The organism is Hyphomicrobium sp. LHD-15 (assembly GCF_031157355.1).
Taxonomy (GTDB): domain Bacteria; phylum Pseudomonadota; class Alphaproteobacteria; order Rhizobiales; family Hyphomicrobiaceae; genus Hyphomicrobium_C.
The window spans coordinates 63,433-89,325 of the sequence record NZ_JAVIFT010000002.1; the positions used below are offsets into that span (position 1 = coordinate 63,433).

General features: G+C 63.9%; 26 protein-coding genes and 1 tRNA gene. 15 read left to right on the forward strand and 12 right to left on the reverse strand.

The window, feature by feature from the left end:
- The first annotated feature begins 187 nt into the window (after nucleotides 1–187).
- The 4 genes from RCO24_RS07020 to mtnC all read left to right on the forward strand — a co-directional run bounded on the left by RCO24_RS07020 (nucleotide 188) and on the right by mtnC (nucleotide 3,175).
- Entirely contained in the window at nucleotides 188–1,174 is a 987-nt protein-coding gene (locus RCO24_RS07020) for a glycosyltransferase family A protein (RefSeq protein WP_308961013.1), read from the forward strand.
- Nucleotides 1,175–1,249: 75 nt separating this feature from the next.
- Entirely contained in the window at nucleotides 1,250–1,900 is a 651-nt protein-coding gene (gene mtnB / locus RCO24_RS07025; protein ID WP_308961015.1) for a methylthioribulose 1-phosphate dehydratase, read from the forward strand.
- Nucleotides 1,897–2,445, forward strand: a complete 549-nt coding sequence (locus RCO24_RS07030) for an acireductone dioxygenase (RefSeq protein WP_308961017.1) — start codon at nucleotides 1,897–1,899, stop codon at nucleotides 2,443–2,445. Before mtnB ends, RCO24_RS07030 begins: the two co-directional genes overlap by 4 nt.
- A gap of 4 nt (nucleotides 2,446–2,449) precedes the next feature.
- Complete coding sequence (gene mtnC, locus RCO24_RS07035) at nucleotides 2,450–3,175, forward strand: acireductone synthase (RefSeq protein ID WP_308961019.1); 726 nt, start codon at nucleotides 2,450–2,452, stop codon at nucleotides 3,173–3,175.
- Nucleotides 3,176–3,214: 39 nt separating this feature from the next.
- Here the strand turns inward: mtnC and RCO24_RS07040 are convergent, their stop codons facing one another.
- Both RCO24_RS07040 and RCO24_RS07045 read right to left on the reverse strand, forming a co-directional pair.
- Nucleotides 3,215–3,949, reverse strand: coding sequence for a hypothetical protein (locus tag RCO24_RS07040; protein ID WP_308961021.1), 735 nt, complete (start codon nucleotides 3,947–3,949; stop codon nucleotides 3,215–3,217).
- A gap of 135 nt (nucleotides 3,950–4,084) precedes the next feature.
- On the reverse strand, nucleotides 4,085–5,380 hold the full coding sequence (locus RCO24_RS07045) for an O-antigen ligase family protein (protein WP_308961023.1): 1,296 nt from the start codon (nucleotides 5,378–5,380) through the stop codon (nucleotides 4,085–4,087).
- Nucleotides 5,381–5,712: 332 nt separating this feature from the next.
- Here RCO24_RS07045 and RCO24_RS07050 point away from each other — a divergent pair, with 332 nt between their 5' ends.
- Together RCO24_RS07050 and RCO24_RS07055 are read left to right on the forward strand one after the other, a co-directional pair.
- Nucleotides 5,713–6,339 (forward strand): hypothetical protein, encoded by a 627-nt coding sequence (locus RCO24_RS07050; protein ID WP_308961025.1) that lies wholly within the window; start codon nucleotides 5,713–5,715, stop codon nucleotides 6,337–6,339.
- 176 nt (nucleotides 6,340–6,515) lie between these two features.
- Nucleotides 6,516–7,730, forward strand: coding sequence for a hypothetical protein (locus RCO24_RS07055; RefSeq protein ID WP_308961026.1), 1,215 nt, complete (start codon nucleotides 6,516–6,518; stop codon nucleotides 7,728–7,730).
- 128 nt (nucleotides 7,731–7,858) lie between these two features.
- Here RCO24_RS07055 and RCO24_RS07060 read toward each other — a convergent pair whose 3' ends face one another.
- The gene (locus RCO24_RS07060) at nucleotides 7,859–8,257 is read right to left on the reverse strand and encodes a phasin family protein (protein ID WP_308961028.1); all 399 of its coding nucleotides are present in this window, start codon (nucleotides 8,255–8,257) and stop codon (nucleotides 7,859–7,861) included.
- A gap of 470 nt (nucleotides 8,258–8,727) precedes the next feature.
- Here RCO24_RS07060 and RCO24_RS07065 point away from each other — a divergent pair, with 470 nt between their 5' ends.
- Nucleotides 8,728–9,609: an SDR family NAD(P)-dependent oxidoreductase gene (locus RCO24_RS07065; RefSeq protein WP_308961029.1), complete on the forward strand. Its 882-nt coding sequence runs from the start codon at nucleotides 8,728–8,730 to the stop codon at nucleotides 9,607–9,609.
- Between the two features lie 288 nt (nucleotides 9,610–9,897).
- Here RCO24_RS07065 and RCO24_RS07070 read toward each other — a convergent pair whose 3' ends face one another.
- Together RCO24_RS07070 and RCO24_RS07075 are read right to left on the reverse strand one after the other, a co-directional pair.
- Nucleotides 9,898–10,113, reverse strand: coding sequence for a hypothetical protein (locus RCO24_RS07070; protein WP_308961031.1), 216 nt, complete (start codon nucleotides 10,111–10,113; stop codon nucleotides 9,898–9,900).
- A 76-nt stretch (nucleotides 10,114–10,189) separates the two neighbouring features.
- The gene (locus RCO24_RS07075; protein ID WP_308961033.1) at nucleotides 10,190–10,549 is read right to left on the reverse strand and encodes a hypothetical protein; all 360 of its coding nucleotides are present in this window, start codon (nucleotides 10,547–10,549) and stop codon (nucleotides 10,190–10,192) included.
- A gap of 194 nt (nucleotides 10,550–10,743) precedes the next feature.
- Here RCO24_RS07075 and RCO24_RS07080 point away from each other — a divergent pair, with 194 nt between their 5' ends.
- Nucleotides 10,744–10,992, forward strand: a complete 249-nt coding sequence (locus tag RCO24_RS07080; protein ID WP_308961034.1) for a hypothetical protein — start codon at nucleotides 10,744–10,746, stop codon at nucleotides 10,990–10,992.
- Nucleotides 10,993–11,069: 77 nt separating this feature from the next.
- Here RCO24_RS07080 and RCO24_RS07085 read toward each other — a convergent pair whose 3' ends face one another.
- The gene (locus RCO24_RS07085) at nucleotides 11,070–11,258 is read right to left on the reverse strand and encodes a hypothetical protein (protein WP_308961036.1); all 189 of its coding nucleotides are present in this window, start codon (nucleotides 11,256–11,258) and stop codon (nucleotides 11,070–11,072) included.
- 195 nt (nucleotides 11,259–11,453) lie between these two features.
- Between RCO24_RS07085 and RCO24_RS07090 the strand changes: the two genes are divergently transcribed.
- Nucleotides 11,454–11,648 carry a hypothetical protein gene (locus RCO24_RS07090; RefSeq protein ID WP_308961038.1) on the forward strand — a complete coding sequence of 65 codons (195 nt, stop codon included), beginning with the start codon at nucleotides 11,454–11,456 and terminating at the stop codon, nucleotides 11,646–11,648.
- Nucleotides 11,649–11,930: 282 nt separating this feature from the next.
- Here RCO24_RS07090 and RCO24_RS07095 read toward each other — a convergent pair.
- Nucleotides 11,931–12,006 (reverse strand) — tRNA-Thr (locus RCO24_RS07095).
- A 250-nt stretch (nucleotides 12,007–12,256) separates the two neighbouring features.
- On the opposite strand from RCO24_RS07095, the gene RCO24_RS07100 reads away from it, so the two are divergent.
- Nucleotides 12,257–12,514, forward strand: a complete 258-nt coding sequence (locus tag RCO24_RS07100) for a hypothetical protein (protein WP_308961040.1) — start codon at nucleotides 12,257–12,259, stop codon at nucleotides 12,512–12,514.
- A gap of 12 nt (nucleotides 12,515–12,526) precedes the next feature.
- On the opposite strand, the gene RCO24_RS07105 is transcribed toward RCO24_RS07100, so the two are convergent.
- The 4 genes from RCO24_RS07105 to tsaD all read right to left on the reverse strand — a co-directional run bounded on the left by RCO24_RS07105 (nucleotide 12,527) and on the right by tsaD (nucleotide 15,922).
- A complete protein-coding gene (locus RCO24_RS07105; RefSeq protein WP_374990929.1) occupies nucleotides 12,527–13,249 on the reverse strand; it encodes a methyltransferase in 723 nt (240 codons plus the stop codon).
- The gene (locus tag RCO24_RS07110) at nucleotides 13,168–13,629 is read right to left on the reverse strand and encodes an EVE domain-containing protein (RefSeq protein ID WP_308961044.1); all 462 of its coding nucleotides are present in this window, start codon (nucleotides 13,627–13,629) and stop codon (nucleotides 13,168–13,170) included. Before RCO24_RS07110 ends, RCO24_RS07105 begins: the two co-directional genes overlap by 82 nt.
- Nucleotides 13,630–13,699: 70 nt before the next feature.
- Entirely contained in the window at nucleotides 13,700–14,695 is a 996-nt protein-coding gene (locus RCO24_RS07115; protein ID WP_308961045.1) for an NAD(P)H-dependent glycerol-3-phosphate dehydrogenase, read from the reverse strand.
- Between the two features lie 75 nt (nucleotides 14,696–14,770).
- Nucleotides 14,771–15,922, reverse strand: a complete 1,152-nt coding sequence (tsaD, locus tag RCO24_RS07120; protein WP_374990930.1) for a tRNA (adenosine(37)-N6)-threonylcarbamoyltransferase complex transferase subunit TsaD — start codon at nucleotides 15,920–15,922, stop codon at nucleotides 14,771–14,773.
- A 46-nt stretch (nucleotides 15,923–15,968) separates the two neighbouring features.
- On the opposite strand from tsaD, the gene hemC reads away from it, so the two are divergent.
- The 5 genes from hemC (at nucleotide 15,969) to acs (ending at nucleotide 23,432) form a co-directional block, all read left to right on the forward strand.
- Nucleotides 15,969–16,898, forward strand: coding sequence for a hydroxymethylbilane synthase (gene hemC, locus RCO24_RS07125; protein WP_308961047.1), 930 nt, complete (start codon nucleotides 15,969–15,971; stop codon nucleotides 16,896–16,898).
- Between the two features lie 11 nt (nucleotides 16,899–16,909).
- A complete protein-coding gene (locus RCO24_RS07130; protein ID WP_308961048.1) occupies nucleotides 16,910–17,629 on the forward strand; it encodes a uroporphyrinogen-III synthase in 720 nt (239 codons plus the stop codon).
- Nucleotides 17,630–17,770: 141 nt separating this feature from the next.
- A complete protein-coding gene (locus RCO24_RS07135; protein ID WP_308961050.1) occupies nucleotides 17,771–19,567 on the forward strand; it encodes a hypothetical protein in 1,797 nt (598 codons plus the stop codon).
- Between the two features lie 14 nt (nucleotides 19,568–19,581).
- Nucleotides 19,582–21,252, forward strand: coding sequence for a heme biosynthesis HemY N-terminal domain-containing protein (locus RCO24_RS07140; RefSeq protein WP_308961052.1), 1,671 nt, complete (start codon nucleotides 19,582–19,584; stop codon nucleotides 21,250–21,252).
- Between the two features lie 230 nt (nucleotides 21,253–21,482).
- Complete coding sequence (gene acs, locus RCO24_RS07145) at nucleotides 21,483–23,432, forward strand: acetate--CoA ligase (RefSeq protein ID WP_308961053.1); 1,950 nt, start codon at nucleotides 21,483–21,485, stop codon at nucleotides 23,430–23,432.
- Nucleotides 23,433–23,490: 58 nt separating this feature from the next.
- Here the strand turns inward: acs and RCO24_RS07150 are convergent, their stop codons facing one another.
- Complete coding sequence (locus tag RCO24_RS07150; protein WP_308961055.1) at nucleotides 23,491–25,563, reverse strand: M3 family metallopeptidase; 2,073 nt, start codon at nucleotides 25,561–25,563, stop codon at nucleotides 23,491–23,493.
- Between the last annotated feature and the right edge of the window lie 330 nt (nucleotides 25,564–25,893).

A 25,893-nucleotide genomic window follows, 5' to 3' on the forward strand; every position in this document is an offset into this window, starting at 1 on the left:
TGGGTAGGAATTGGTCTCAGCCTCGTCGCTTCGGGCCGGGGAGATGTGCTAAACACAATAATCCTACGTCGGACGGTCAATCCCAAAGAACACGCCCGAACCCCAAGCCACTTTTCAAACGACCCATGTTTTAAGACGCTCATGGGTCGAACTTCGCTGGAGATCCCACGAATTACAGGCCTGATTGATGAGTAACGGTTTGCGTATTGCAATCACTGTCTGCACACGTGACAGGCGGGAACTTTTACAACTCTGCCTGGAATCGATCCTCCGGCTTGAGGTTCCTCAAAACATTCAGCCTGTTGTCGTTGTCGTTGAGAACAACGCTTCGCCCGCCTCCCAAGTGTTCGTTGAAGATCTTGCACGGGGCGCAGCTGCGCCGTGGAAGATCATTTACGGCCATGAACCCACGCTCGGCATTCCCATTGCGCGGAACCGGTCGCTCGACATCGCGCTCCGTGAAAAACCGGATTGGATTGCGTTCGTCGACGACGATGAGACCGTCGATCCAAAGTGGCTCGAACGGATGCTTGTTGCCGCCGAGGAGTTTCGCTGTGACGTCCTGCACGGCCCGGTTGAATTCTTGTATCCGGACGCGCTTCCGGACTGGTTCGATGCCAAGCAGACCCGGCTCAGACCGCGCGGGCTGAAGCGTGCGGCAGCGGCCACCAACAATACTTTCGTGGCACAGCGGCTCGTATCCGCCGATGGGCTGGCGTTGAGATTTGACGAGACGATGCGGTTCACGGGAGGAAGCGACACCGAATTCTTCCTGCGCGCGGCCGGCTACGGGGCCACGATCCGTTGGGTCGATGATGCCTGGGTTCGAGAAACCGTCGGCCCGTCGCGGCTCACGATGAAATGGCAATGGATGCGCGCGCTCAGAGGCGCGGTCACCGCGTCCCGGGTTCATCGCAAACAGAACGGCCTTGGTGCGACCTGTATCCGATATCTGCCGAAGGCTCTGACGCGTCTGGTTTCCGGCCTCGCGATTGCCGCCGGCGGATCGATGGTCTTTTTGTTAGCGCCCAAGCCGGGACGAAAGATCATTTTTCTGGGTGGTAAGGATTTGGCATCGGGGCTTGGAACCGTCATGGGGCTCATGAACGTCGTGCCGGAACCCTACAAGACTGTGATGGCTATCAACGCGGCTGCTATTGTGTCCGGTGGATGAAAAAAATATCGGGCCGAGCACTCCTCGCGGCGTGACTTTCATCGAACTATCATAGAAGTGGTGAACATAGCGCCCATGGCTATTGCATGGGCAGTCCCTTCTGAAGACGACGCCGAAACGGCGGTCAACGCAGTGATCGCGGCCGGCCGCGCCGCGGCTGCGCGCCATTGGGTTCCGGCCACGTCGGGAAACTTCTCGGTCCGGATCGACGAGACGCGCGTCGCCATTACGCGCAGCGGTGTCGACAAGGGCGCGCTCATTCCGGCGGATGTGCTGATCCAATCCATCGACCGCCCGCTGTTGCCCGGCTCTTCCGCCGAAGCCGCGCTTCATCTGCGGCTCTATGCCGATAGCCCCGAAATCGGTGCGATATTCCATACGCACGGACTCAACGCGACCGTGATCGGGCGCGCTCACGTTGCAGACGGGGCCGTGACACTCCACGGCTGGGAGCTGCAGAAAGCGCTCGCGGGGATAACCAGCCACGAGACGCACATTGAGGTTCCTATTTTCGCCAACGACCAGGATGTCGCCGCGTTGTCGCTTCGCGTGGCAGACCGATTGGCCGAACCACCTTCAGCCGGCCATATCCGGGCGCCTGGCTATCTGCTTGCCGGGCACGGACTCTACGCCTGGGGGCGGAGCGCTGCCGATGCCGCCCGACACCTCGAAGCGTTCGAAGTCCTCTTCAGCCAGATCCTCTTGCTCAGGACCTATCAGCCATGACCCAACTCGTCGTCTACTCTGCGGCAGATGCCGCCCGCGTGCTCCTGGATACCACCGACTTCGAAGCGATCCGCGCCGAATTGGAGCCGACGGGCGCGCAAATCGAGCGCTGGACTGCCGCGACACCGCTGTCGCCCGAGGCAACCTCGGACGAAATCCTCACCGCCTACAAGCCGCAGATCGACCAGCTGAAGGCGGAGCGGGGTTATGTAAACGCCGACGTGATCCACGTGCGTCCCGGCAATCCGAACTGGCCAGCGCTGCGCCAGAAGTTTCTCAGCGAGCACACGCACGACGAGGACGAGGTGCGCTTCTTCGTGGAAGGCAGCGGCGCCTTCTACCTGCATATCGGCGACAAGGTCTATCAGGTGGTCGGAACGGCAGATGACCTGCTTTCGGTTCCGCTGGGCACCAAGCACTGGTTCGATGGCGGCTCCGAGGGCAACTTCACCGTAATCCGTCTGTTCAACGACCCGAAAGGCTGGGTCGCGCACTACACCGGCGACGAGATTGCCGCGTCGGTTCCCAACTTCGAAGCCGCGTGACGCGATGGACGGTGTCATCGACCAGGGGGCGCATCCCGTCGACGCGCCCTTGCACACGTTCGAGGCGCGCGCCGTACTGCTCGATATCGAAGGTACGATCAGCCCGATCCGCTTCGTGCGTGATGTTCTCTTCGGCTATTCGCGGACGCATCTCGCGCGCTTCATCGCGGCGCGGCGCGGCGATCCCGTCGTTGCAGCGATCCTCGAACAGGTCTCTCTTCTTGCCGGCGGCGGCGATCCCGTCGCAGCACTCGAGGCTTGGCAGGCTCGCGACGAGAAGGCTCCGCCGCTCAAGAAGATACAAGGCCTGATCTGGAACGAGGGCTATCGAAGCGGCGCGTTCCGCAGCCCGATCTTTGCCGATGCGCTGGCTGCACTCCGACGCTGGAAGGCGGCCGGCCTCCCGCTCTACATCTACTCGTCAGGCTCGGTTCAGGCGCAGCTGCAGTTTTTCGAGTTCAACGAGGCGGGCGATCTCAGGGCGCTGTTTTCCGGGCACTACGACACCGATATTGGTCCGAAGATCGAGGCGGCTTCCTACATGCGCATCGCGTCGCAAATCGGCGTGCCTTCGCAAAGCGTCGTGTTCCTGTCCGACAACCCCGCCGAACTCGAAGCCGCCAGCGCCGTTGGTTTCAAGGTGGTGCACGTCGTCAAGGACGCAGCAGCGCCTGCACCTCAATTTCCCGAAATCACCGATTTCGAGCAGGTCGACGTTTCGCTCGGCTAGCCAGTTCGGACTGGTTGCACGGTCTCCAGCGATCCTGGTTTACCGCCAGTGCTCCGCGATCCAGGGCGTGGGACGCACATGCTTGTAAGTTTTCTTATACCACGGTGCTGGCCAGCGGCCGTCGCGCGCTTCGTCCGGATCGGGCTTGCCGGTAAAGCAGACGACCTTCGTGCCGGGCGGAAGCGGCGTGGTCTTGAAGAAGTTCATCGGCCAGCGCGGCATCAGGGAATGCTTGAAGCTGACGCACCACGGCGCGGGCCAGTACGTCATGCTCCGGATCGAGCGAGAGATGTAGGTTTGAGAGTTCGGGAACTTCGCGAGGATCGATTCCGGATCGCGCTCGAGATCCTCATAGAGATAGGGATGCGCGCCAACCCTGAACCTATAGACCGACGTGTTGCCGATTTTTGAGCCGGGCTGGGTCCAGTTCTCGATTACGCAGAAGGTCGATTCCGGCGAGTGATCGAAAAACTCGTCGATGGACCCGGTAATCACCACGTCGAGGTCCATGAACAGAACGTCTCCCGAAATGCCGGGCACCTCGTGGTTCCAGAGGCTGATCTTGCGCCACGGCTTGTTCTTGATCCGGTCGGGAAGCGCGATCTTGGGAAGGGGATGGGTTTCGATGGCCGGATCGATCCCGTTCGGATCGTCGGTGTAGCAAACCAGGCGCGTGTCGCGCTTCGTGTTGCGGCGGATCATCGACCAAAGGCAGTTCGCATAGTCCGCGGAATAGCGCTCGCCCCACTTCATGCACACGATCGTCTGCTTCATCGCGCTCAGTTCCGACCTCTGCTAGAGCTGGATTTCTTTTGAGGGACAATGCCCGGGCCTCACCGTCCCGGCGCTCGCCTATCTGAAGCCTCCGACGCGCGCTCCTTTCGGAGGCGTCGGGCGCGGCTTTTCGAGTCAAGGCGCCGAAACGACAGGTTTTTCCTTAACGCTTCTGGTTCCCAGCGCGAGGCAAAACCACGTCAGGATGTAGAGCATGAAAAACCACCGCTGCCAAATCTCCCAGCTCGTGGCCAGCTCGGCCGCGCAAACGGCAAAAGTCGCCAGGGCGAAGGGGTAGACGGCGTCAGGCAAGGTCGATAGGGCGCGCAGGAGCAGAAGCCCCGCGACCAGAAACAGGACCGCGCCCACGAGCCCGAGTTCGTACCAGGTCTGGAGGTAAACGTTGTGGGCATGGCGCGGGACCTTGGCAAGCTCAGTGCCCTTGACGTCCCGCTCGTTCAGCACATAGCCGGTACGCGCGCCCACTCCCAGGAGCGGCGCCTGCATGACGTCGTCGGCGACTTCATGCCAGATGACGACACGTGCGCGGGCCGACTCCTGCAGCCAGCGCGCATCCTGAAGATGCAAATAGTCATGCGCCGCGATCGTCAACGGCACCACGCCGAGCACGACGAGTGACCACGCCGCCATTGCGCCAGCCGCTGCAGCGCGCCGGAAAAAGTAAGCACCCGCGAAAGCGACGAGGCCGCAGATCAAGGCCATCTTCGACGTTTCGTGCGTCGAGGCGGCGGTGGCCAACACGACGCCGCCAACCAAGGCCAAGGCCATGAGCGCGAGCTTCCTGCCGCCCCAATAAGACGCCGCGCACAGCACGACGGGCCACAGCAGCATGTTTACCGCTGCGATCGAGCGATTAAGCTCGAATTGGGCAATGCGAACCGTACCGTCCGCCAAGATGTCGTAGTGCTTGCCGAGTGTCGGCGGGTTGAAGATGGAGGAATACTCCATGAGCATTCGCCGGAGGCCCTGACGCGAGAGCACCTCGATCGTCAACACCGCAAGCCCGATCAGAACCGCGATCGCAAGCCAATAGGCAAGGTGGCGAACCCGACGCGCCGGCTGCACCGAAACCCAGTAGGCAAGAAGTTGTCCGAGCAGGAGAACGGTCAGAAACTGGGCCGAATGCGCAAGCGTGACCGACCAATCAGCGGACCACAACGCACTGGTCCCGGCAAAGATCAACAACGCGGCCAAAGCCAGAACGGGGGCGGAGATCGCCGTGATCCCATTCAAAGGCGCGCGCTCCAGCAACATGCCAATCGCCGCCGCCAACGCCAGGATCGGGAGCATTACGGCGATCGAGCGTGTGAACACAGCCGCGGAGATGCCCAAGACGAGAATCAGGACACCGAATATCCGATCCGTGAATTGAATCTGCCCCAGCTCTACAGCTGCTGAGCTTCTGCTCATCGCTCCCCCCAACTTGCAGATCAAGAACAGAAAAGTCGGAGTTAAATTCCGGCATGACGCCGTATGCCGCACCCATCCCGCGGATGGGGGAACATCATCGGCCAACCTCGGCTGAATGATGCCGGTAGTGTTAATTCAGGGCTTCCCGTTCGGCTAGCTTTTTGTCGACCCGTCCCTCCCAATTTGCTCGCTTTTTGTAACCAGCCGTAACGATCGCCTCTGCCTATCATTCGAGCCGCTGCGGGGCCGTGCGGCTGACGATCAAAAAATTCGTTGAATATGCGCCGTCCTGAGGTAGAGCTTGGCGGCCGCACCAACAATGAGGACCGGGAATGCTTGGGGACATCGTAAACACCGCGGATGTGACCCCTTTGCCCTATGTCGTCGTTGGATTTTTCACGCCGAACTATCGGCCGCTCGCAGATCGCCTGTCGGCCGAGCTGACAAAAACCCAGAACCCGCATCATCTCATCGCGCGCGAGAAGGGCTCCTCCACGTGGCGCGATATCGTCCACATGAAGCCGGGCGTCGTGCTGGAGGCGATGGACCGCTATCCGACGTCCAGCATCATCCTGCTCGATGCGGATTCTTCCGTTCGCGGGTCTCTTGCGCCAATGCTGGATTTTGTCGGCGATATCTCAGCTCGATCGAAGCTGCGGCTGACCAATCACGTCTGGCCGTTCCGTCAGAAAACCGTGCTTCACATTTCGTCGCGCAGCATGGTGTTCAAACCCAACGCGCGCGTCCGGAAATTCCTGGAAGACTGGCAGACCGAGCTCAGGACAGCCAGCTACCACCAGGGCGGCTGTGAAATGGCCATGCGCTTCGTAATCATGCGCTCGACGGGCCTCGCTTTCTGCCCGATGAACCCGGATTACTCGGGCATGGAAGTGGACCAGGCGAGCGACAGCGCCATCGTCGTTCATAGCAGCGAAAGCCGCGTGGCAGGCCGCAAGTAGCAGATCCGCTGCTTCGTGCCCCGCCGTTAACTCAATTCGGACGGGGCGGCTCGGGCCATGCCCATCAACGTCTGATCTTAGCCGTTGCCGGGAAGCTCTAGGCTTACCCCCTCGGCTTCAGCATACTGGCCCGGTCCATTGGCGGCCAAAGTGAAAATCCAGGCAGGACCGATTTCATGTCTCTCGGTGCGCGCGCGTTCGTGTTCGTCGTCTTTTTCTTGCTGGGCCTTTCGTTCGTCGCCCAAACGGCGCTGTTGTTCTGGGAATTCGGCCCGGAGAAGGCGCTGGTGTTCGCAACCTTCGACAGCCACCTTTTCCTGTTTTTCCCGACGCTCGGGCTGGTGGCGCTGGCCGCCTTCTATCTGCCGTCGTGCGCCTTCGTCGACATGTACTGGCGCTATGTCTCGTTCGGGCCGCTCAGATTTCTGATCGGGCTCATCGTGCTCGGCGGGGCGGCCTACTACATCGCGTCCGGGCTTTCCTCGAACCCGCATCGCTCGGTCTGGGATCTCAAGCCAGAAACGCTCGCCCGCGATAAAAGCGAGCCGGCAGGTTGCGGCGATGCCGGGCGCCCGTGCGAACGGATCGCGCTCATCGACGGCGTCTCCAACCTTTCGCAAGTCAGCCGGCGGCGGATCGGCGTTCGGGAATTCTACAGATCGTGCGAAGCCGAGCCGCTGATCGAGCCCGGTACCACGGAAGAGGCCAAACGGTTCTGCTTTGCCTCGACGCCGCTGTCGGAGGCCCCGCGCCTCAGCACGGATGCCGAATGCTGCCAGGCGCAGCGGCGCTACCAATCCGCGATCGACCGCCTCTACGTGGATCCCAGGCAGCAATCGATCACCGGGCGCATCCATAAGCTCTTGATGCCTGCGAAGGTATTCTTCCTGTTCATCCTGCTCGGCATCAGCGCGTTGCTCACGCTGCGGCATGCAGGCGTGAAGCGACACTACCCCGACCGCATTAGCCATATCGAGATCTCGGTGCTGGTCGGCGCGGTCGCGATGATCTTCTTCCCGTTGATGAGCCAGGCGTACGTTCAATCGGCTGATGCGCTGTTCGGCGTGCAGCAGCGCGGCGGGTTCCGATCGATCGTGACGCTGATGAGCTTCCTGTTCGGGGCGTGGGCGGTTCTTCTGCTGCTGTTCTCGTTCCGGCAGCATGACCAGGATCTCGAGCTTGCGGCCAAACTCACCGGCGTCGCGGCAAGTACGATCGCGGTCTTCAAATACGATCTCCTGGTTTCGATCGTGGTGCGCGTGCTCGGCTCGGGTGCGGATGAGAAGTCCGTCGCGATGCTGATCGGCCTCGCGGTGCTGGCTGTACTCGTGCTGCTGTCGCCCTTCGTCCGGCGAATCTTCGTCGGTACGGACAGAACGGTTCCGGAGTGAGGGATTTGCGCGCAACCGAAACTCTTCCGACACGCGGGCGCATGTCAGGTTCGGTAGACGGGTGCATTGAGCGCGTGGTGCACGCCACACAGGATGCGTGACGCGACCGCGATCTGGTGGCGCTCGGCTTAGTGGCGAATGTCAGCCTCGGCTTCATCCATGTGCGACTGGATCACGCTCGCGGTTTCGTCGGCGAGTTTTTGATTGAGCCGCGCGAAGTACTGGAACTCGGCCTGATACTGCTGCTGGGCGCGTTGGAAGAACTCCGAATACGCGGCAAACAGATCCTGGACCGTCTTGCACTCCATGAAGCGCTGAGAGGCGGCCATGTCCTCGTTGACGCGCCGGTTCACGAAACCCAGCCACTCGTTGTTGGCCCGGGACATCTGCTCCAGGAAGCGGCCGTTCAACTCCGTCATGGCCGCGAACATCGGACGATTTATTGTCAGCCAAGCCTCGAAAGAGGCAAGGCCCGGATTTTTATCCAAGCCCTGGTCGGCTAGCGATCTTGACGCATTCGCATTCATTGTACGCTCCTCCACCAGTATGCGACTTCAATGATCAACGTCGCGCCACCGTCTTTCGACGCGCGGTGGCTCTCTCGTGAAATGCAGCACAGTCTCGTCAGTCGCATTTCAACATCGACGGGCCGGATCGGTCATGGACCGCAATCAGCAATCGAGATCCGCCGGACCGCAGCGGGCGCGCCAGCGAGCCAAACGCAAGGCCCTGTGACGCTCACCCTTCCGACGTCGGAAGGGCCCTATAATGTGCGCGCCGCGTGCGTGACGGCGCTTTCAACTTTCATAGTTATCCACAACATCCCGACGCTTTTGCGACGCCACGTTTTCTCTGAGATGCGTTCAGAGAAAGCCGGTCTCGCGTCGAAGACTTCGTTTGCTCTTCAAATTCAAAGAAGTCCGTGCCGTAGTGCCGTTCAATTCATTCTCCGCCTCGAAATTTATATCGAGAGGGCGGCGCAGCTCGGAGCGGGCACATGTCGGATCTCCTCGTCTCTCTGATCGATCGCTGGATCGGCCGGCGCGCCGTGGTGGATCCTCAAGCGCTTGCAGCCGTGCGTGGGTTGAGGCCCGTCGTCGTCGTTAGCGGAGCCTCGCGCGGGATCGGGCGGGCGCTTGCGGCGCGCTTCGCGCAAGCGGGGCGCGACCTGATGCTGATCGCGCGCGATGCGGCCGCCGTCGAAGCTGCGGCGCAGGAGATTTCCAATTCGACAAGCGTTCGCGTGGATGCGCTCGCGCTCGACATCACGAACCCGGATGCGCCGCGCCTGCTCGATCAGGCGCTGCAAGCCAACGGAAGCTATGCCGATGTGCTCATCAACAACGCGGGCATCGGATTTGCCGGGCTGTTCGCGGATCAATCCGCGCCGGAGCTGGATCGGCTGCTCGCGCTCAATGTCACGGCCGCAAGCCGCCTCATGCATCACGTGTTGCCACCGATGATTGCACGCGGGCGCGGCGGCATTCTCAACGTGGCTTCGCTCGGCGGGCTGGTGCCTGGTCCGTATCAAGCGGCCTACTATGCAAGCAAAGCCTATCTCATCTCGCTGACGGAAGCCGTTGCGCACGAAGCACGCGGCCGCGGCGTGCGCATCGCAGTCGTCGCGCCGGGCCCGGTCGACACGACGTTTCACAAATCGATGGACGCGGACGGCGCGCTCTACCGCAGCGTGTTCCCCGCGATCTCGACGAACGCCGTGGCGGCGAGCGCCTATCGCGGTTTCCTCATGGGGCGGACGGTGATGGTGCCGGGCGTGCTGCCGACGGCGAGTGCGCTGGCGCTCAAGTTTCTGCCGCACGCTCTGAGCGTGCCGATGGTCGCCGGGCTACTTTCGGTGAAGCCGGCTCGACGCAGCTAGTTATCTCACCTGCGACCAAATCGAACGAACGATGTTTTCGTGTCCGATGTCCGCCAACGTTTGGAGAGTTGAAACGATTTGGGTGTCTAATCGTCATCAAGCGCCAGGGATTTGGTCCCGCGTACCTTGGTGCGCATATAGCGGCGGCCTGGAGAGCATGCTCGATAGGCCGCCGTAAGTGTTTTCAGGCTCCGTCGGAAAATGCTCAAGGTCCTGTTAGGGGATCTTAATCAGCTCTTACCATTTTGGCCCGCCGCCGCCCGCGTTCGCAAGATCGCGGGGCTATGCCTACGCCGCGCCTTTGTGCTTGGCGGCGACCTGCTTTGCCAACTTCTCGACGAGGGCCTTATCGATCTTGGCCGTTTGTCGGGTCGCGGGGCGCTCAGGGCTGTCGGATGTCACGTCTCCGACCGACACGGGATCGCTCGCGGGAAACGTATTTTCGAGCGCATTGTCGAGCTGCTTTTCGAGCTCCGCTTTCGGAAGCTTGTTTTTTGTGGTCATGGTTTCCTCCCGAGAGCCCGCACCGCTCACGCGGCCGGGCTCTCAAATTCGAACTCGCCTCTCAAGTAGAGTCGCTTTAGATGCGCCGCTTCAATGCGCGGTAACCGGGCTCGACATAGTCCGAGAGGCGCTGAAGCAAATCCTCGTTGTTGCGGCGGGCCGGCGCCATCTTCCACAGCGCGCCGACGGCACAAGCGAATGCCGCTACCGCCCCGAGCGCGAGCAAAGGCTGCTCCTGCACGAAGCGCTTGGTGGCGGAAACAGCGCTATCGACGCTTTCGCCCGCGCTCTTCAACGCCTTGGCGCCTTCGGCCGAGACTTTGTCAGCCACATCCTCAGCCTTCTGTTTCAGCTTGCGAACCGTTTCTTCGGATTCGCTTGCGCCAGTCGCTCGAGAAGCGGACGTGCTCTGATAGGGCTCATAGGCCTGTCCCATGTGCGGCTCCCTTGTTTGAAGTTGAGTGGGCTTCGAAGTGGATCGAGGTCGCCTCCTCAACGCGAGCAGCGGAGGATTCGTTCCGGGGCCTAAAATTCCCAGAGATGCACGCAAGTCGCGCCGGGAACTTTACGTTTCCTAAAGGCGTTCAGTAGACACGATACAATCGCAAATTCCCGCAAACGAGCACGCCCATGAACGTCTCCGGCTACAGCGCAAACGACATCAAGCTGTTCAGAGCCATTCTCGATGCCTCGATGGCCGAGAGCCTGGCGTGCGGGGCGGACATTCCGCTCGACCTGATGACGATGCGCTTGTTCAAGGCCGCGGGGAAAGGCGAACGCGATCCGCGCCGGCTGGTGGCCGCCGTACTCGGGCTCGACGAGAAGCCAGCGGAGCGCTCATATACATTTAGTGCCGGCACGTTCAGCGCTGGCGCCTGAAACGGCTTCTGTTGTTTCCGCGGATTGTCTCTAGGCAGGCCGCATTGCCTGCCATCGGCCGTGCGCAGCCTTCCTGTTCAGCATGCGTCTTTCGGTTTGCGGGTGTCGGGGATGCCTTTGTCCTCCCGCTCGCCGCCGGCAAAGCCGTGCTCGTTGATCTCGTCGGCGGCCTTGGTTTTCTCCTCCGGCCGATAGGACGTTCCTTCGCCGTACTGCTCGCGTTGTCCCTCTCCGTATTTCAGGCGCGGATTTTTCGTGGCCGGCATGGCGTCTCCCTTCGTGCGCGTCGAACAGTTCTGCCGACTAACAATCGGCCGCTGCCGCCGGTTCCTCCGGGTTGCCGATGAATCCCAAAAAGCCGTGCTGGAGCTTTGTTTGCGACGCGCTGTGGTGCGAGCGCACTAGAGCCCTCAGGCGGGGCTCGCAATGATGGTGGGGAGCTGATTCGTTTCGGGGGACTTATGAAGGAAACGCAAAAGCGGACGCTCTGCTACCTGGTGCTTGGGGCGAGCCTGACCGTACTCCTGCAGAACCTAGCCCGGCGCCGGTACGTGGAGACGGCCGCGCGGCCGATCACGCGCAAGCCCGGTGGCGGGGAGGTCATCGACCTCGCGGCCTGGAGAGAATCGAAGGCCCGTACTCAGGCCCTGATGTAAGCGCGCTCGCGCAATCCAATGGGAATTCGTCGGCAGGCGTTGAGACCTGCCGACGCCGTGCCAGCCGTCCCTCGAGCCAGCTGGCACCGTCCTGCTTACCCCTTCAGGACATCCGGTTCATACCGCAGCCTCGCTCCGCCCACGTCTGATCTAGATCAAACCGAAAGGTTGAACGGTGGATAGCGCGTGCGGCTAAGCCTTTGCTGCGCGCAGAGTCGCGCGATCGCCCGACAGCATCACGGCCCCACGCTCATTCAGTTACGAAATTTTTCGGGCTTGGGCTGGTGCCGCAAACAGGACTCGAACCTGTGACCCCGTCATTACGAATGACGTGCTCTACCAACTGAGCTATTGCGGCTTGTGCCACCGTCTCCACGCCGGAAGCATCGCCCCGGCCAAAGCAGCGCGCCTTGATAGGCCGAAACGGCCGGCTGTTCAAGGCCCAGGTTGCGGCAAATTCTACCCCATCACGACCCCGATCCCGCCAATTCAGGGCCTAGCGCAGGCGCTCCACGCCGATCCACGGCTTTTGGGGAACCCTCCTTGGGTGTCAGAGCGTTGGGTAAGATCAAACCCCCGCCATGCGTACCCAACGGAGGGGAGCATCCATGCCAGCGCGGAACCCCGTACTGGACGATCTGATTGCGCGCATGCGCCAGCCCATCAACGTGCGGGACCTCGCCAACGAAGAGGCGCTGCGCATCATGGTGCGCCTCGGCCTTGCCCATCCCATGACGCTTGCGGCCGCGCTCAAGGTCGTCGCGTCGGAGATGCCGCACGGGCGCATGTCGGAAATCGAGGCGACAGCGCGCGCGCTGCACGCGAAGCTGCTGCGCCGGCATGACGAGCCGGAAACGCCTCAGTGATCCGGGGCTTGGTTAGAGCTGCCAGACGGAGGTGCGCTTGATCTCGGCGTCCTCCAGCTCGCGCGTGACGGGTACCTGATATTCCGCCGCGCGCGTGAAAATCCCGTTCGGAAAATAGCTGCGTTTGGGATCGCCGATCAGTACGCGTGCGCCATTGGCTGCGGCCTTCTCAAGGTAAGACGTGACACGCGCGGCAAGCTCGCGCTCATAGAAAAGGTCGCCGACCAGCACGATATCGGAAGGATCGGGATCGCGAGCCAATAGGTCTTCCTGCGTAACGCTCACCTCGACACCATTCAGCGCCGCGTTGAGGCGGACGGCGGCGAGAGAAAACGTGTCGATGTCGGCCGCGAGAACGCGTCCCGCGCCCGCGAGCTTCGCGGCGATCGCGGTGAGACCGGAGCCCGAGCCCAGATCGATGACCGAACCACCGGCCACAAGCGCGGCGTTGTCGAGCAGATAGCGCGCGAGCGCCTGCCCACCGGCCCAGGCGAAGGCCCAGAATGGCGGCGGCACGTTCATCTCACCCAGCTCTTCCTCGGTCTTCTGCCAGATCGGCAGGCTTTCCTCGGCGAGATGCAGGCGGATCTCCGGTACCAACGGCGGGCTCAGGATACGGGTGTTGGCGGCAATGAAGGCCTCGGGGGATCCGCTCATCCCTTGGCTTTTTTGGATTTCTTGGCGGCGGACGGCTTTGGCGGCGCAAGGCCGGCCATGTGGCAGACCTCCGCCCATTCCGCGTCCGTCACCGGCTGCACCGAAAGGCGCGCGGTGGTGACGAGCTTCATTTCGGCGAGCTTCGGATTTGCCTTGATGTCGGCCAGCGAAACCGGCTTCGGCAGCGGCTCGACGGCGCGAACGTCGACGCATTGCCAGGCGCCGGTGTCGTCGGTCTGATCGGGATGGGCGAGGGCGATCACCTCGAGGATACCGACGGCCTCCTTGCCGATGTTCGAATGATAGAAGAAGCCGAGATCACCGATCTGCATGGCGCGCATGTTGTTGCGAGCCTGGAAGTTGCGCACGCCGGTCCACGGCTCGCCCTTGGCCCCCTTGGCGACGAGTTGGTCCCAGGAGAAGGCGTCGGGTTCGGATTTCAGAAGCCAGTAGGCCATCGGCGGTGCCTCGTATTTGTCGTGGCCGGCACCTTACGCGATCCGGCCGGCACCTCAACCCCGAGGCTTTTCAATCCTCGGCTTTGAACGGACGGCGCATGAGGCCGGAGATCGCATCATCCACCGAAAGGCGGCCTTCAAGCACCGCGTGCACGGCCTCGGTGATCGGCATCTCGACGCGCTTCTCGTCGGCGAGGCGCACGACCGCCGCCGCCGTGAACACGCCTTCGGTCACGGCAACGCGCGCGCCGAGGACCGCGTTCAAGCTTTCACCCTGGCCCAGCGCGCGGCCGAGGCTCATGTTGCGGGATTGCGGGCTCCCGCACGTCAACACGAGATCGCCCAGGCCGGAGAGGCCCATCATCGTTTCGGGCTTGGCGCCCAGAGCGCGGCCGAGCCTTCGCATTTCGGCAAAGCCGCGCGTCACGATGGCGGCGTGCGCACTGGCGCCAAGTCCCTTGCCGTGGACGATGCCGGCGGCAATCGCCAGCACGTTCTTCAGCGCACCGCCAAGCTCGACGCCGACGACATCCTCCGACCAGTAGAGCCGGATCTGGCGATCGCCGAGGCGTTCCGCGAGCAGGCGCCCGAGAACCTCATTGCGGCAAGCGATGGTCAGCGCCGCAGGCAGTCCGCGCGCCACGTCGGCAGCGAAGCTCGGACCCGAAAGCACGGCGGTCGTCATGTCGGGGAGCGTTTCGGCGACCACCTCGCCCATCAGCTTGCCGGTCGCCTGCTCGACGCCTTTGGCGCAGACGATCAACGGCTGTCCCGGGCGGACGAGGCGCGCGAGCGTCGCCGTCACCGAGCGCACATGCTGGGCGGGACACACGAGCAGGATTGCGTCGGAAGCCGCGCAGTCCTCTAGCTTCGATGTCGCCCTAAGACGTGGATCGAGCGCAATGCCCGGCAGAAACGCGCGATTGACGAGACGCTCGTTGATGTCGCTCACCGTCTCGGCTTCGCGCGCCCACAAGATCACGTCGCGACCGGCGAGTGTCAGCGTTTGCGCCAGCGCCGTGCCCCAGGCGCCGCCGCCGATCACGGCGATGCGGTTTATCGTCATGGCTTCGCGCTCTCCTCTCGCGTCGCTCCGACTTCGGATCGACCCCCAACCTTCTTATGTTCTACCGTATCTTTATCACGCCTTGACGCCGGCCCCGATGGCGGCCGGCGCATCGGGATCGAGCGGCCAGCGCGGCTTGGCCGCAAAATCGAGCCCGTCGACGAGGCCCAGTGCCAGGCGCTCGGCGCCGGCCCAGGCGATCATGGCCCCGTTATCGGTACAAAGAGATGGCGGCGGAACGGCGAGGCGATAACCCCGCGCCTCGGCCAACGTCGACAGGGCGACGGCGATCTTGCGATTGGCGGCAACGCCGCCCGCGATCGTGAGCCATTTTTGCTGGCCGGGCGTGAAGGCCCCTGCCGCCATTTCCATCGCACGGCCGACGCGATCGGATACGACGTCGCAAACAGCCGCTTCGAAGGCCGCGCAAAGATCGGCGATATCCTGATCCGACAGTGGGGCGGCGGCCTCGGCGCGCTGGCGCAGCGCAGTCTTGAGGCCGGCCAGCGAAAAATGCGGCTCGGCGCGCCCGAGCATGGGGCGCGGCAGCGGAAAGCGAGACGGGTCTCCGGCGCGGGCGGCCTTCTCGACCTCGGGGCCGCCGGGATAGCCGAGCCCCAGGAGCTTGGCGGTTTTGTCAAAGGCTTCGCCAATGGCGTCGTCGATGGTGGTTCCAAGACGGCGATAGCGGCCGACGCCTTCGACCAGCAGGGTCTGGGTGTGGCCGCCAGATACGAGCAGCATCAGGTAAGGCGGGGCGATGCCGTCGGTCAGCCCGACCGTCAGCGCATGGGCTTCGAGATGATTGATGGCGAGGAAGGGCTTATCGGCAGCCAATGCCAGAGTCTTGCCGGTGACGAGCCCGACGACGAGGCCGCCATTGAGGCCAGGGCCAGCAGTCGCGGCAATGCCGGAAAGATCGGCCAAGCCGACGTTGGCCTCGGCGAGGGCGGCCTTGATGATGGCATCCAGACATTCGACATGGGCGCGAGCCGCAATCTCGGGCACCACGCCGCCGTAAGGGCGGTGCTCGTCGAACTGGGAGCGCACGACATTGGACAGCACGCGGCCACGGCCGTCTGCCTCGCGAAGCACGATGGCGGCAGCGGTCTCGTCGCAGCTCGTCTCGATGCCGAGGACGACGAGAGGCTGCCCAGAATGGCCCGATTTACTGTCTTCGTCCGGCACGCGACTGTCCTGTTTGCGTTCAAGTGCCGAGAGGGGCATTAATGGCGCCGCCCGGTCCGTGGCCCTAACATTTGGAGCCTAAGTTTTGCAAGCTCGCACCCTTCGTATCGGAACCCGCGGATCGCCGCTCGCCCTCGCCCAGGCGTATGAAACGCGTGGGCGGCTGATGGCCGCGCACCGCCTGCCGGAGGAGGCCTTCGAAATCCGGACCTACAAGACGACCGGCGATGTCATCCAGGACCGGCCGCTGGCGGAAGTGGGCGGAAAAGGCCTTTTTACCAAGGAGCTCGAGGACGCGCTGCTCAAGCGTGAGATCGACCTGGCCGTGCACTCCATGAAGGACATGCAGACGCAGCTGCCGGAGGGGCTCGGGATCGGCGCCGTGCTGCCGCGCGAGGACGTGCGCGACGCGTTCATTTCGCTCAAGTATCCCTCCCTCGATGCGCTTCCCCAGGGAGCCGTGGTCGGAACATCGAGCCTCAGGCGGCAAGCCCAGGTGAAGCGGGTGCGGCCGGATCTCGAAGTCGTGGGCTTTCGCGGCAACGTCCAGACGCGCCTGCGCAAGCTTTCGGACGGCGTGGCGGATGCGACGCTGCTCGCGTGCGCCGGCCTGAAGCGGCTCGGGATGGCCGACCGCATCACGTCCGAAATCGAGACCGATCAGATGCTGCCGGCTGTCGCGCAGGGCGCCATCGCGATCGAAATCCAACTCGACGACGAAGAGACGGCGCGGCTCCTGGCGCCGCTCAATCACGAGGAAACCGCGCTCTGCGTCACGGCCGAGCGGGCCTTTCTCACGCGGCTCGAAGGCTCGTGCCGGACGCCGATCGCGGGACTTGCCACGCTTCACGGGGACACCCTACATTTCCGCGGCATGACGTTCTCGATCGACGGGGCGGAGTGCTTTGAAATCAAGCTCGAAGCGCCGGCCGGCGACGCCGAGACGCTCGGTCTTTCCGCGGCGGATGCGCTGCTTCAGCGCGGCGCGCACGCGCATCTCGGCCGGGCCTCCTGATGCATCTCCTGATGACGAGACCGGAGACGGAGGGCGAAGCCGATCCGCTCGAAACCTCGCTCATCGCCAGCGGGCACCGGGTCACCCGCGCGCCTCTGCTGGCCGTCACCTATTCCGGAACGATGCCGTCGCTCGATGGCGTGCAGGCGCTGATCGCCACCAGCCGCAACGGGCTCAAGGCCATTGCGAGCTCATTGCCCCCGTCAGCGCTTGCGCTTCCATTGTTTGCCGTCGGCCCGGCCACCGGCAAGCTCGGCCGAAGCCTCGGGTTCCAGCGGGTAATCAAGGGCGCGGGAACAGGACGGGCGCTTCATGAGCTGATCGCAGCCACGGTGCGCCCCGAGGCGGGTTCCCTGGTGCACCTCGCCGGAGATACGCTGGCCTACGACCTCAAAGGCGCCTTGGGAGCCGAGCGCTTCTCCGTCCGGACCGAAGTTGTTTACCAAACCCGTGAGGCGGGTGAATTTCCCGCTTCGGTCGTCGATACATTTCGGGCGGGCGGGTTCGACGGGGTCATCCTGATGTCACCTCGAACCGCCAGAGTTTACGCGCGTTTGACCCATGCGTCCGGGCTCTCCGACGCGGCTGGCGCGGCCGTTCACTTCTGCCTTTCGGAGGCGGTCGGGCAGGAACTCGCCGGGCTGGCACCAGTTAGAATTGAAGTCGCTCGCTTGCCTAATTCGCAAGAAATGCTTGCTCTCATTGCCCACGAGGCGTCAGACTCTTCCTAGGTCCCGCCTCTCCCCCCGAGGCCCGACCGCAGCTCTTGTTTGGTCGTACCTCTCGTCGGAAAACTGCTCGGCGTCCCGGATCAGGTTCGGGACAGGCTTTTTCCCGAAGCGCGACTTAAGCCCCCTGGAGACCCTGCTCCCATGACCGACAAGCCCGATCCCGCGAAGGATGCTGGCCGGACCGACAGTTCTGGCGCAAAGCGTCCGCACGCGACGCTCGATCTCAAGGCGACGGAGGTGAAGTCGCCGCCGACCTCGCAGCCACCCGCTGCAGGGACCAGCGCAAACGCAAGCGCGACATCCGCTGCGTCCTCGACATCATCGGGCACGCCGTCCGCGGCTGCGTCTTCCAGTAGCGCGCCAACGGGCGGCGCTGGCTCGGGCAGTGCCTCGCCGTCGGCGGCAAAGCCGGCCTCGTCCACAGCGAGTGCGCCGGGTTCGGCCGCGAAGCCCACCGCCACTGCCGCCAAGGATGCGCCGCCAAAAGCCGCCGCGACGTCCGCAACCACGAAGCCGGCAAAATCGGGCGGCGGGTTCTTCTCGCATCTCGCAGCCGGTTTGATCGGCGGCGGGCTCGTCTATGCGGGCACGGCGTATCTCGACCCGTCCTGGCTTCCCAAAGGCGGCGCAGGCCAATCGCAGCTCGCGGAGCGGATCGCGGCGCTCGAGGCCGCAGCCAAGGGTAGCGGCGGCGTCAATGCGCTCAACAGCAAGATTGCCGACGCGGAAGCCCGCCTCGCGAAACTCGACCAGCTCGAACAGAGCCTGGCCGCGCTCAATAGCGCGCAGGGCACGCTTCAGGCCGAGACAAAATCTCTGACGGAGGCCGCGCAGCGCGGCGACAACGCTGCGGCAACCGAACGCCTCTCAAAGCTCGAAGAGCAGCTATCGATCATCGCTTCGACGGCTCCGGCTTCGGACGGACGCGTCCCGCAAGTCGCCGCGCTCGCCGGAAAGATCTCGGATCTCGAATCTTCCCTTTCGGCGCAGATCGCGGCTCTGCGCAAGAGCCTGCCCACGGAAGTCGACGAGCGGATCGCAACGACGCAAGAGGCCAGCGAAGCCGCCAAGTCGGCAACGACGCGGCTCGATCGCGAGTTGGCGCAGATCCGAACCGAGCAGGCCCGCGGCGCCCAGAAGATCGAAACCGCAAAGGCCGACACGGATCGTCTTTCCGCAGCGGTCGACGCCGTCAAGGAAGAGACCGGCAAGCTTTCGAGCGCGTTCGGTGAGCTGCGCGGCGCAGTCGAAGGCCAGCTCAAGTCAGCCGCCAAGCCGGCCGACGTGGCCGCCGCCGTAGCGCCGGTCGCGGGCAAGCTTTCTGAACTCGAAAAGAATGTGCAGAGCGTCGTCAAGAGCGAGGAAAGCCGGAAGCAGAACGCCGAGCGGATCGTGCTCTCGCTCGAGCTCTCGAACCTCAAGCGCGCGCTCGATCGCGGCCAGGGGCAGGGCTATGCGGCCGAACTCGCCGAGGTCCAGAAGGTGTCCGGCGGGCAGATCGATCTCAGCGTGCTCGAACGCTTCAAGGACAACGGCGTCGCGACGCTCGCCGAACTCAAGGCCGGGTTCCGCCCGGTCATGAATGCCGTAATCGACGCCGACCTCGAGCCCGCGGACGGCTCCGTATTCGACCGCCTGCTGGCGGGCGCCAAATCCGTCGTGCGGGTTCGCAAGATCAGCCACGATGCGGAAGACAATAGCGCCGAAGCCGTGGTCGCCCGCATCGAGACGGCGCTCAACGACGGACGGCTCGGCGACGTGCTCACGCTCGCCAAGACGCTGCCTCAAAAGGCCCAAGCGCCGCTCGACGACTGGCTGATCAAGGTCACCGCCCGCCAATCCGTCGACCAGGCCATCGCCAAAGTCGAGGACCGGCTCAAGGCGTCGCTGTCGGGCGCTGAAGCCGCGCCGGCTGCTCCCGCTCCCGTGCAGAACTGAGAGGATCGCGGCCGATGACACGTCTCGTCCTTTTCCTCCTCGGTGTGATCGCGTTGGCGACAGGCCTCGCGTGGCTCGCCGATCGCCCGGGATCCTTGCTCGTCACCTGGCAGGGCTATGAAATCGAAACCAGCGTGTTCCGCGCGGTTGTGATCTTCGCGGCGCTCATCGGCTTCGCGCTTCTGGTCTGGACAATCTTGTCCCAGATCTGGTCGAGCCCGGCGGCTGTCAGCCACTTCCTCACGCGGCGGCGCCAGAGGCGCGGCCTCGACGCGCTGTCGAGTGGCATGATCGCGATCGGCGCGGGCGACCGCTCGATGGCCACGCGCTATGCCCTACAGGCGCGGAAATCGCTGCCGAACGAACCCCTGACGCATCTTCTGCGCGCGCAGGCGGCGCAGCTTTCCGGAGATAAGACGACGGCGCGGCGCATCTTCGAAGCCATGCTGGCCTCTCCCGATACCGAACAACTTGGCTTGCGCGGTCTGTTCCTGGAAGCCGGGCGCGAAGGCGAGCGGGAAGCGCAGCGGCAGTTCGCGGAGCGGGCGCTCAAGCTCAATCCGAAGCTGTCGTGGCCGGTTGAGGCGCTGTTCGATCTCCAGTGCAAGGCCGGAGACTGGGCGGGAGCGTTGCAAACCCTCGCGCTGGCCAAGCGGCATCACCACCTGGAGCGGCCGGATTCGGATCGACGCCGCGCGGTGCTGCTGACGGCGCAGGCACAGGCGCTCGAAGAGGACGATCCCGACAAGGCGCTGACGCTAGCACTCGAAGCGCACGGGCTCGCGCCTTCGCTGATCCCAGCCGCCGGCATCGCCGGACGCCTGCTCGCGGCGCGCGGAAACACGCCCCGCGCGGCCAAGGTGATCCAAAAGACCTGGGCCAAGTCCCCGCATCCCGAGCTTGCAACCGCCTATGCCTACGCCCGCATCGGCGACAGCCCGCGCGATCGTCTCGACCGCGTGAAGCAGCTATTCGCGCTCAACCCGCATTCGATCGAAAGCTCGATTGCGGTGGCGCTGGCCGCGATCGAAGCGCACGACTACGCCGAGGCGCGGCGCATCCTGCAGCCGTTCACCGAAACCGGGCTGACGCGCCGGGTGGCCGCACTGCTCGCCCGTACCGAAGCCGAGGAGAGTGGCGACAAAGGGCGCGCGCGCGAATGGCTGGCCCGCGCCGCAACAGCCCCGCGCGATGCCGCCTGGATGGCCGACGGCGTCGTTTCCGACCGCTGGGCGGCGATCTCGCCGGTGACGGGCGCGCTCGACGCGTTCGAATGGCGGGTTCCGGTCGAGGATGTCGAGGGCGGCGAAGATCGCATTCTCGGCAGCGACCTCACCGAGTTCATCGCCTCCGGCGAGCCGGATACCGTGATTGCCAAGGCGGAAGCAATTTCGATCGAGCCGGAACCGAAGGCCGCACGCGCTGCCGATGCTCCGGAGCCCAAAACCGCGCCGCCCGTCAAGACGGCGCCGCCGGCTAAGAACGACGCGGCACCCGCCGCGGCCTCGGCACCCGAAAAGACCGCGCAGCGCCGGTCCGACGGGGGCGAGGAGCCCACTCAGGCACGCGGCGAACGAACGCGTATCTTCACGCCCTCGCACGCTCCGGACGATCCGGGGCTCGATCCGGACGACGAGGACAGCCCTTCCATGCGAGCCACCACCGGCTCGTTCAAGCCGGTCTGACCGAATGATGCCTCGCGATCTTGCGCGGGGCCCTGATGCACGGGCGGGGGCACATCGACGCGGTGCCCGCCCGTTGAGCAGTTTTGACCACTCTGATCCAAATCAATGTGAGCCGGCAGCCCCGGATCCACTCATTCTTCGATATGCATTCGACCAAGGGGGAAGTTGTCGCTCGCTCCCCCTTTGCCCATAATGACGCCAACAATAACCGGTTCCGGGAGGAATTAACGATGTCGGACAAGGCGTATCCTGTTACGCCCGAATGGGCGAGCCGTGCGTGGCTTGACGATGCCAAGTACAAGGCGCTCTACGAGCGCTCAGTGAAGGATCCCGACGGCTTCTGGGGCGAGCAAGGCCGCCGCCTCGACTGGATCAAGCCTTACACCAAGGTCAAGAACACGAGCTACGCGCCGGATAACGTCTCGATCAAGTGGTTCGAGGACGGCACGCTCAACGTTTCCGCTAACTGCATCGACCGGCATCTCGCGACGCGCGGCGACCAAGTCGCGATCATCTGGGAAGGCGACGACCCTACCCAGGGCGAGACGATCACCTATCGCCAGCTGCACGAGCGGGTTTCGAAGTTCGCCAACGTGCTCAAGGCGCATGGCGTCAAGCAGGGCGATCGCGTCACCATCTACCTGCCGATGATCCCGGAAGCGGCCTACGCCATGCTCGCGTCGGCGCGGATCGGCGCCATCCACTCAATCGTTTTCGCGGGCTTCTCACCCGACAGCCTCGCGGGCCGCATCGAGGACGCGGGCTCGAAGTTCATCATCACGGCCGACGAAGGCCTGCGCGGCGGCAAGCCGGTTCCGCTGAAAAAGAACACCGACGAAGCGCTCAAGAAGTGCGCCAAAGGCGACGAGAAGGTGCTCGTCGTGCGCCGGACCGGCAACCCGGTCGCCTGGACGGGCGGACGGGACCTCTGGCTCCACGAAGAGCTTGAGAAGGTGTCGGCCGATTGCCCGCCAGTGGAAGTGAACGCGGAAGATCCGCTGTTCATCCTCTACACCTCGGGCTCGACCGGGAAGCCCAAGGGCGTCGTGCACACGACCGGCGGCTACCTGACCTTCGCGGCGATAACCCACCAGTACGTGTTCGACTATCACGACGGCGACATCTACTGGTGCACCGCGGACGTCGGCTGGGTGACCGGCCACAGCTACATCGTGTACGGGCCGCTCGCGAACGGCGCCACGACGCTGATGTTCGAAGGCATCCCGACCTATCCGACGGCCTCGCGCTTCTGGCACGTGGTCGACAAGTGGAAGGTCAACATCTTCTACACCGCGCCGACCGCGATCCGCTCGCTGATGGGGGCGGGCGACGATCTCGTAACGCGCACCGATCGCTCGTCGCTACGCCTGCTCGGCAGCGTCGGCGAACCTATCAACCCGGAAGCGTGGGAATGGTATCACCGCGTCGTCGGCGAACACCGCTGTCCGATCGTCGATACCTGGTGGCAGACGGAAACCGGCGGCATCCTCATTACGCCGCTGCCCGGTGCAACGACGCTCAAGCCCGGCTCGGCGACGCGACCGTTCTTCGGCGTGCAGCCGGCGCTCGTCGATGAGAAGGGCGGCCTGCTCGAAGGCGCGGCGCAGGGCAACCTCGTTATCCTCGACAGCTGGCCCGGCCAGGCGCGCACGCTCTACGGCGATCACGATCGCTTCGTGCAAACCTACTTCAGCACCTATCCCGGCACGTATTTCACCGGCGATGGCTGCCGGCGCGACGAGGACGGCTATTACTGGATCACCGGCCGCGTCGACGACGTCATCAACGTCTCGGGCCATCGTATGGGCACGGCTGAGGTCGAGAGCGCGCTTGTCGGTCATCCGAAGGTGGCGGAAGCGGCCGTCGTCGGCTATCCGCACGATCTCAAGGGGCAAGGCATCTATTGCTATGTGACCCTGAACGCCGGCGAGAACCCAACCGAGGAATTGCGCAAAGAACTGGTGCAGCACGTGCGTCGCGAGATCGGCCCGATTGCTTCGCCGGACGTCGTGCAGTTCGCGCCGGGTCTTCCCAAGACGCGCTCGGGCAAGATCATGCGCCGCATCCTGCGCAAGATCGCCGAGGACGAGTTCGGCAGCCTGGGCGACACCTCGACGCTCGCCGATCCGTCGGTCGTCGATGACCTGATCACCAACCGCCAGAACAAGAAGGCGAGCTAAGCCTCGCCGTCGCTTGAATTGAAAAAGGCCGCTCGGTTCGAGCGGCCTTTTTTAGTTTTCAGGCGAGGCCGCGCTTCTTGAGCAGGCCTTCGATCTCGGGCGGGCGGCCACGGAAGGCCACGTACGCGTCGAGCGCGTCCTGCCGATTTCCGGCGGCGTAGATGTTGGCCTTGAGCTTGTTTGCGGTCTTGCGGTCGAAGATGTTGCCGCTTTCCTTGAAGGCCGCGAACGCGTCGGCGTCCATCACCTCAGACCACAGGTAGCTGTAGTAGCCGGCCGCATAGCCTCCGATGATGTGCTGGAAATGCGGGATGCGATGGCGCGGCACGATCTCGGCCGGCATCCCGATCTGCGCGAGGATCTCGCTCTCGAAGGCATCGACGTCGAGCCCCTTGGTGTCGGTGAGCGTATGCAGCTCCAGATCGAGCAGGGTGGAAGCGGTGTATTCGACCGTCTGGAAGCCCTGATTGAAGGTGCGCGCGGCCCCGAGCTGCTTCAGCAGGCGTTCCGGGATGGGCTTGCCGGTTTTGGCATTGAGGGCGAAGCGCTTCAGAACCTCCGGCTCCGACAGCCAGTGCTCGTAGAGCTGCGACGGCAACTCGACGAAGTCGTGCAGCACGTTGGTCATGGCGAGAGACGGGTAAGTCACATCGGACAAGAGCCCGTGCAGCCCGTGGCCCAGCTCGTGGAACAGCGTCCGCGCGTCATCGAACGACAGCAGCGTCGGGGTTCCGGGCGCGCCGCGCGCAATGCTCATCACGTTGACGACGATGGGGCGGATGTTGCCGCCGAGCTTGTGCTGGCCGCGATAGGACGACATCCAGGCGCCGGAACGCTTCGAGGGGCGCGCGTAGTAATCGCCGTAGAACACGCCGACGTGCTCGCCGGATTTGGTCTTCACCTCCCAGGCGCGCACATCCTCATGGTAGACGGGGATGTCGGCGCGCTCTTCGAACACGATGCCGAACAGCTTGCCGGCGGTGTCGAAGGCGGCTTCGAGAACGTTGTCGAGCACGAGATAGGAGCGAACCTCGGCCTCGTCCAGGTCGTAGCGAGCCTTGCGCTCCTTCTCGGAATAGTAGCGCCAGTCCCAAGCCGCGATCTTGAAGTTGCCGCCCTCGGCGCGAGCACGCTTTTCGAGGGCGTCGCGCTCCTCGCGGGCGCGCCGGAGCGCGGGGGGCCAGACCTTGTCGAGCAGGCCGCGCACCTCGGCCGGCGTCTTGGCCATCGTATCCTCGAGCACGTAGGCCGCGAAGGTATCGAAGCCGAGCAGGCGCGCCAGCTCGCTGCGCAACGTCATCATCTCGACGACGATCTTGCGGTTATCGGTCTTGCCGCCCAACTCGCCGCGCTTGATCCAGGCTTTCCAGGCTTCCTCACGCAGGTCGCGGCGGGCAGAGAACTGCAGGAACGGCTCAACGCTGGAACGGGCCAGTGTGATGGCGTGCCGGCCGGGCTTGCCGAGGTCGGTGGCGGTCTGAGCGGCGGCATCCCGAACGGAGTCCGGCAGGCCGGCAAGATCGCGCTCACCATCCAGGATCAGGTGCCAGGCCTGCTCGTCGGCGAGCACGTTCTGGGTGAAGGCGGTGCCGAGGGTGGCGAGCTCGGTGTTGATCTCGGCAACGCGCTTCCTGGTCTTGGCGTCAAGCTTGGCGCCGGCGCGCACGAAACCTTTGTAGGTGCGCTCGAGTACGCGCAATCCCTCGGCATCGAGGTCGAGATCGGCGCGGCGCTCGTGGAGATCGGCGATGCGAAGGAACAGGCGGCGATTGAGCAGAACCGCGCTTTGATGTGCTGCGAGGCGGGGAGAGATGTCGCGTTCGATTTCCTGCAGCGCCTCGTTGGTGTCGGCGCTTGCAAGATTGAAGAAGACCTCCGCGACCTTGCTCAGCAGAACGCCGCTCTTCTCCAGCGCAACGATGGTGTTGGCAAACGAGGGCTTGGCGGCGCGGCCGGCGATTTCAGCGATCTCCGCCTTATGGGCTTTCAGCGCGGCATTGAACGCGGGCGGAAAATGGCGCGGCTCGATCGACGCGAAGGGTGGCACCTTGAACGGCGTGCGCCAGGAGGCGAGAAGCGGATTTTGCTGCTTTGCGCCGGACTTCGCGGTTTTGCCGGGTGCTTTCGCCATATCGATCCTCTTTCTCAACCAAGCCAGCGATCGATAGCGGATCACCGGGCTTCCCGCAAAGGCCTTCGCGGCCGTTCAAGATCCCAAAACGACAAAGAGCCGGTGGGGGACCAGCTCTTTGCACAGGGCAGGAGAGGGATTGGAGGCTGACCCGCCCGGCTTCCATGTTCCGACCGGAATGGGGGCTCAAGTTTCCTGACCGGAGATAGCCGCCGGGCGGGGGGTCAACGCTTCAGAGACTGGACTCGATTCTGGGCGGGCTCGCGGCGGCATCGCGACGCCAATCCGGCGTCACAGAGAATTTTCTGTGCCGGTCAGCATTCTCCTGGA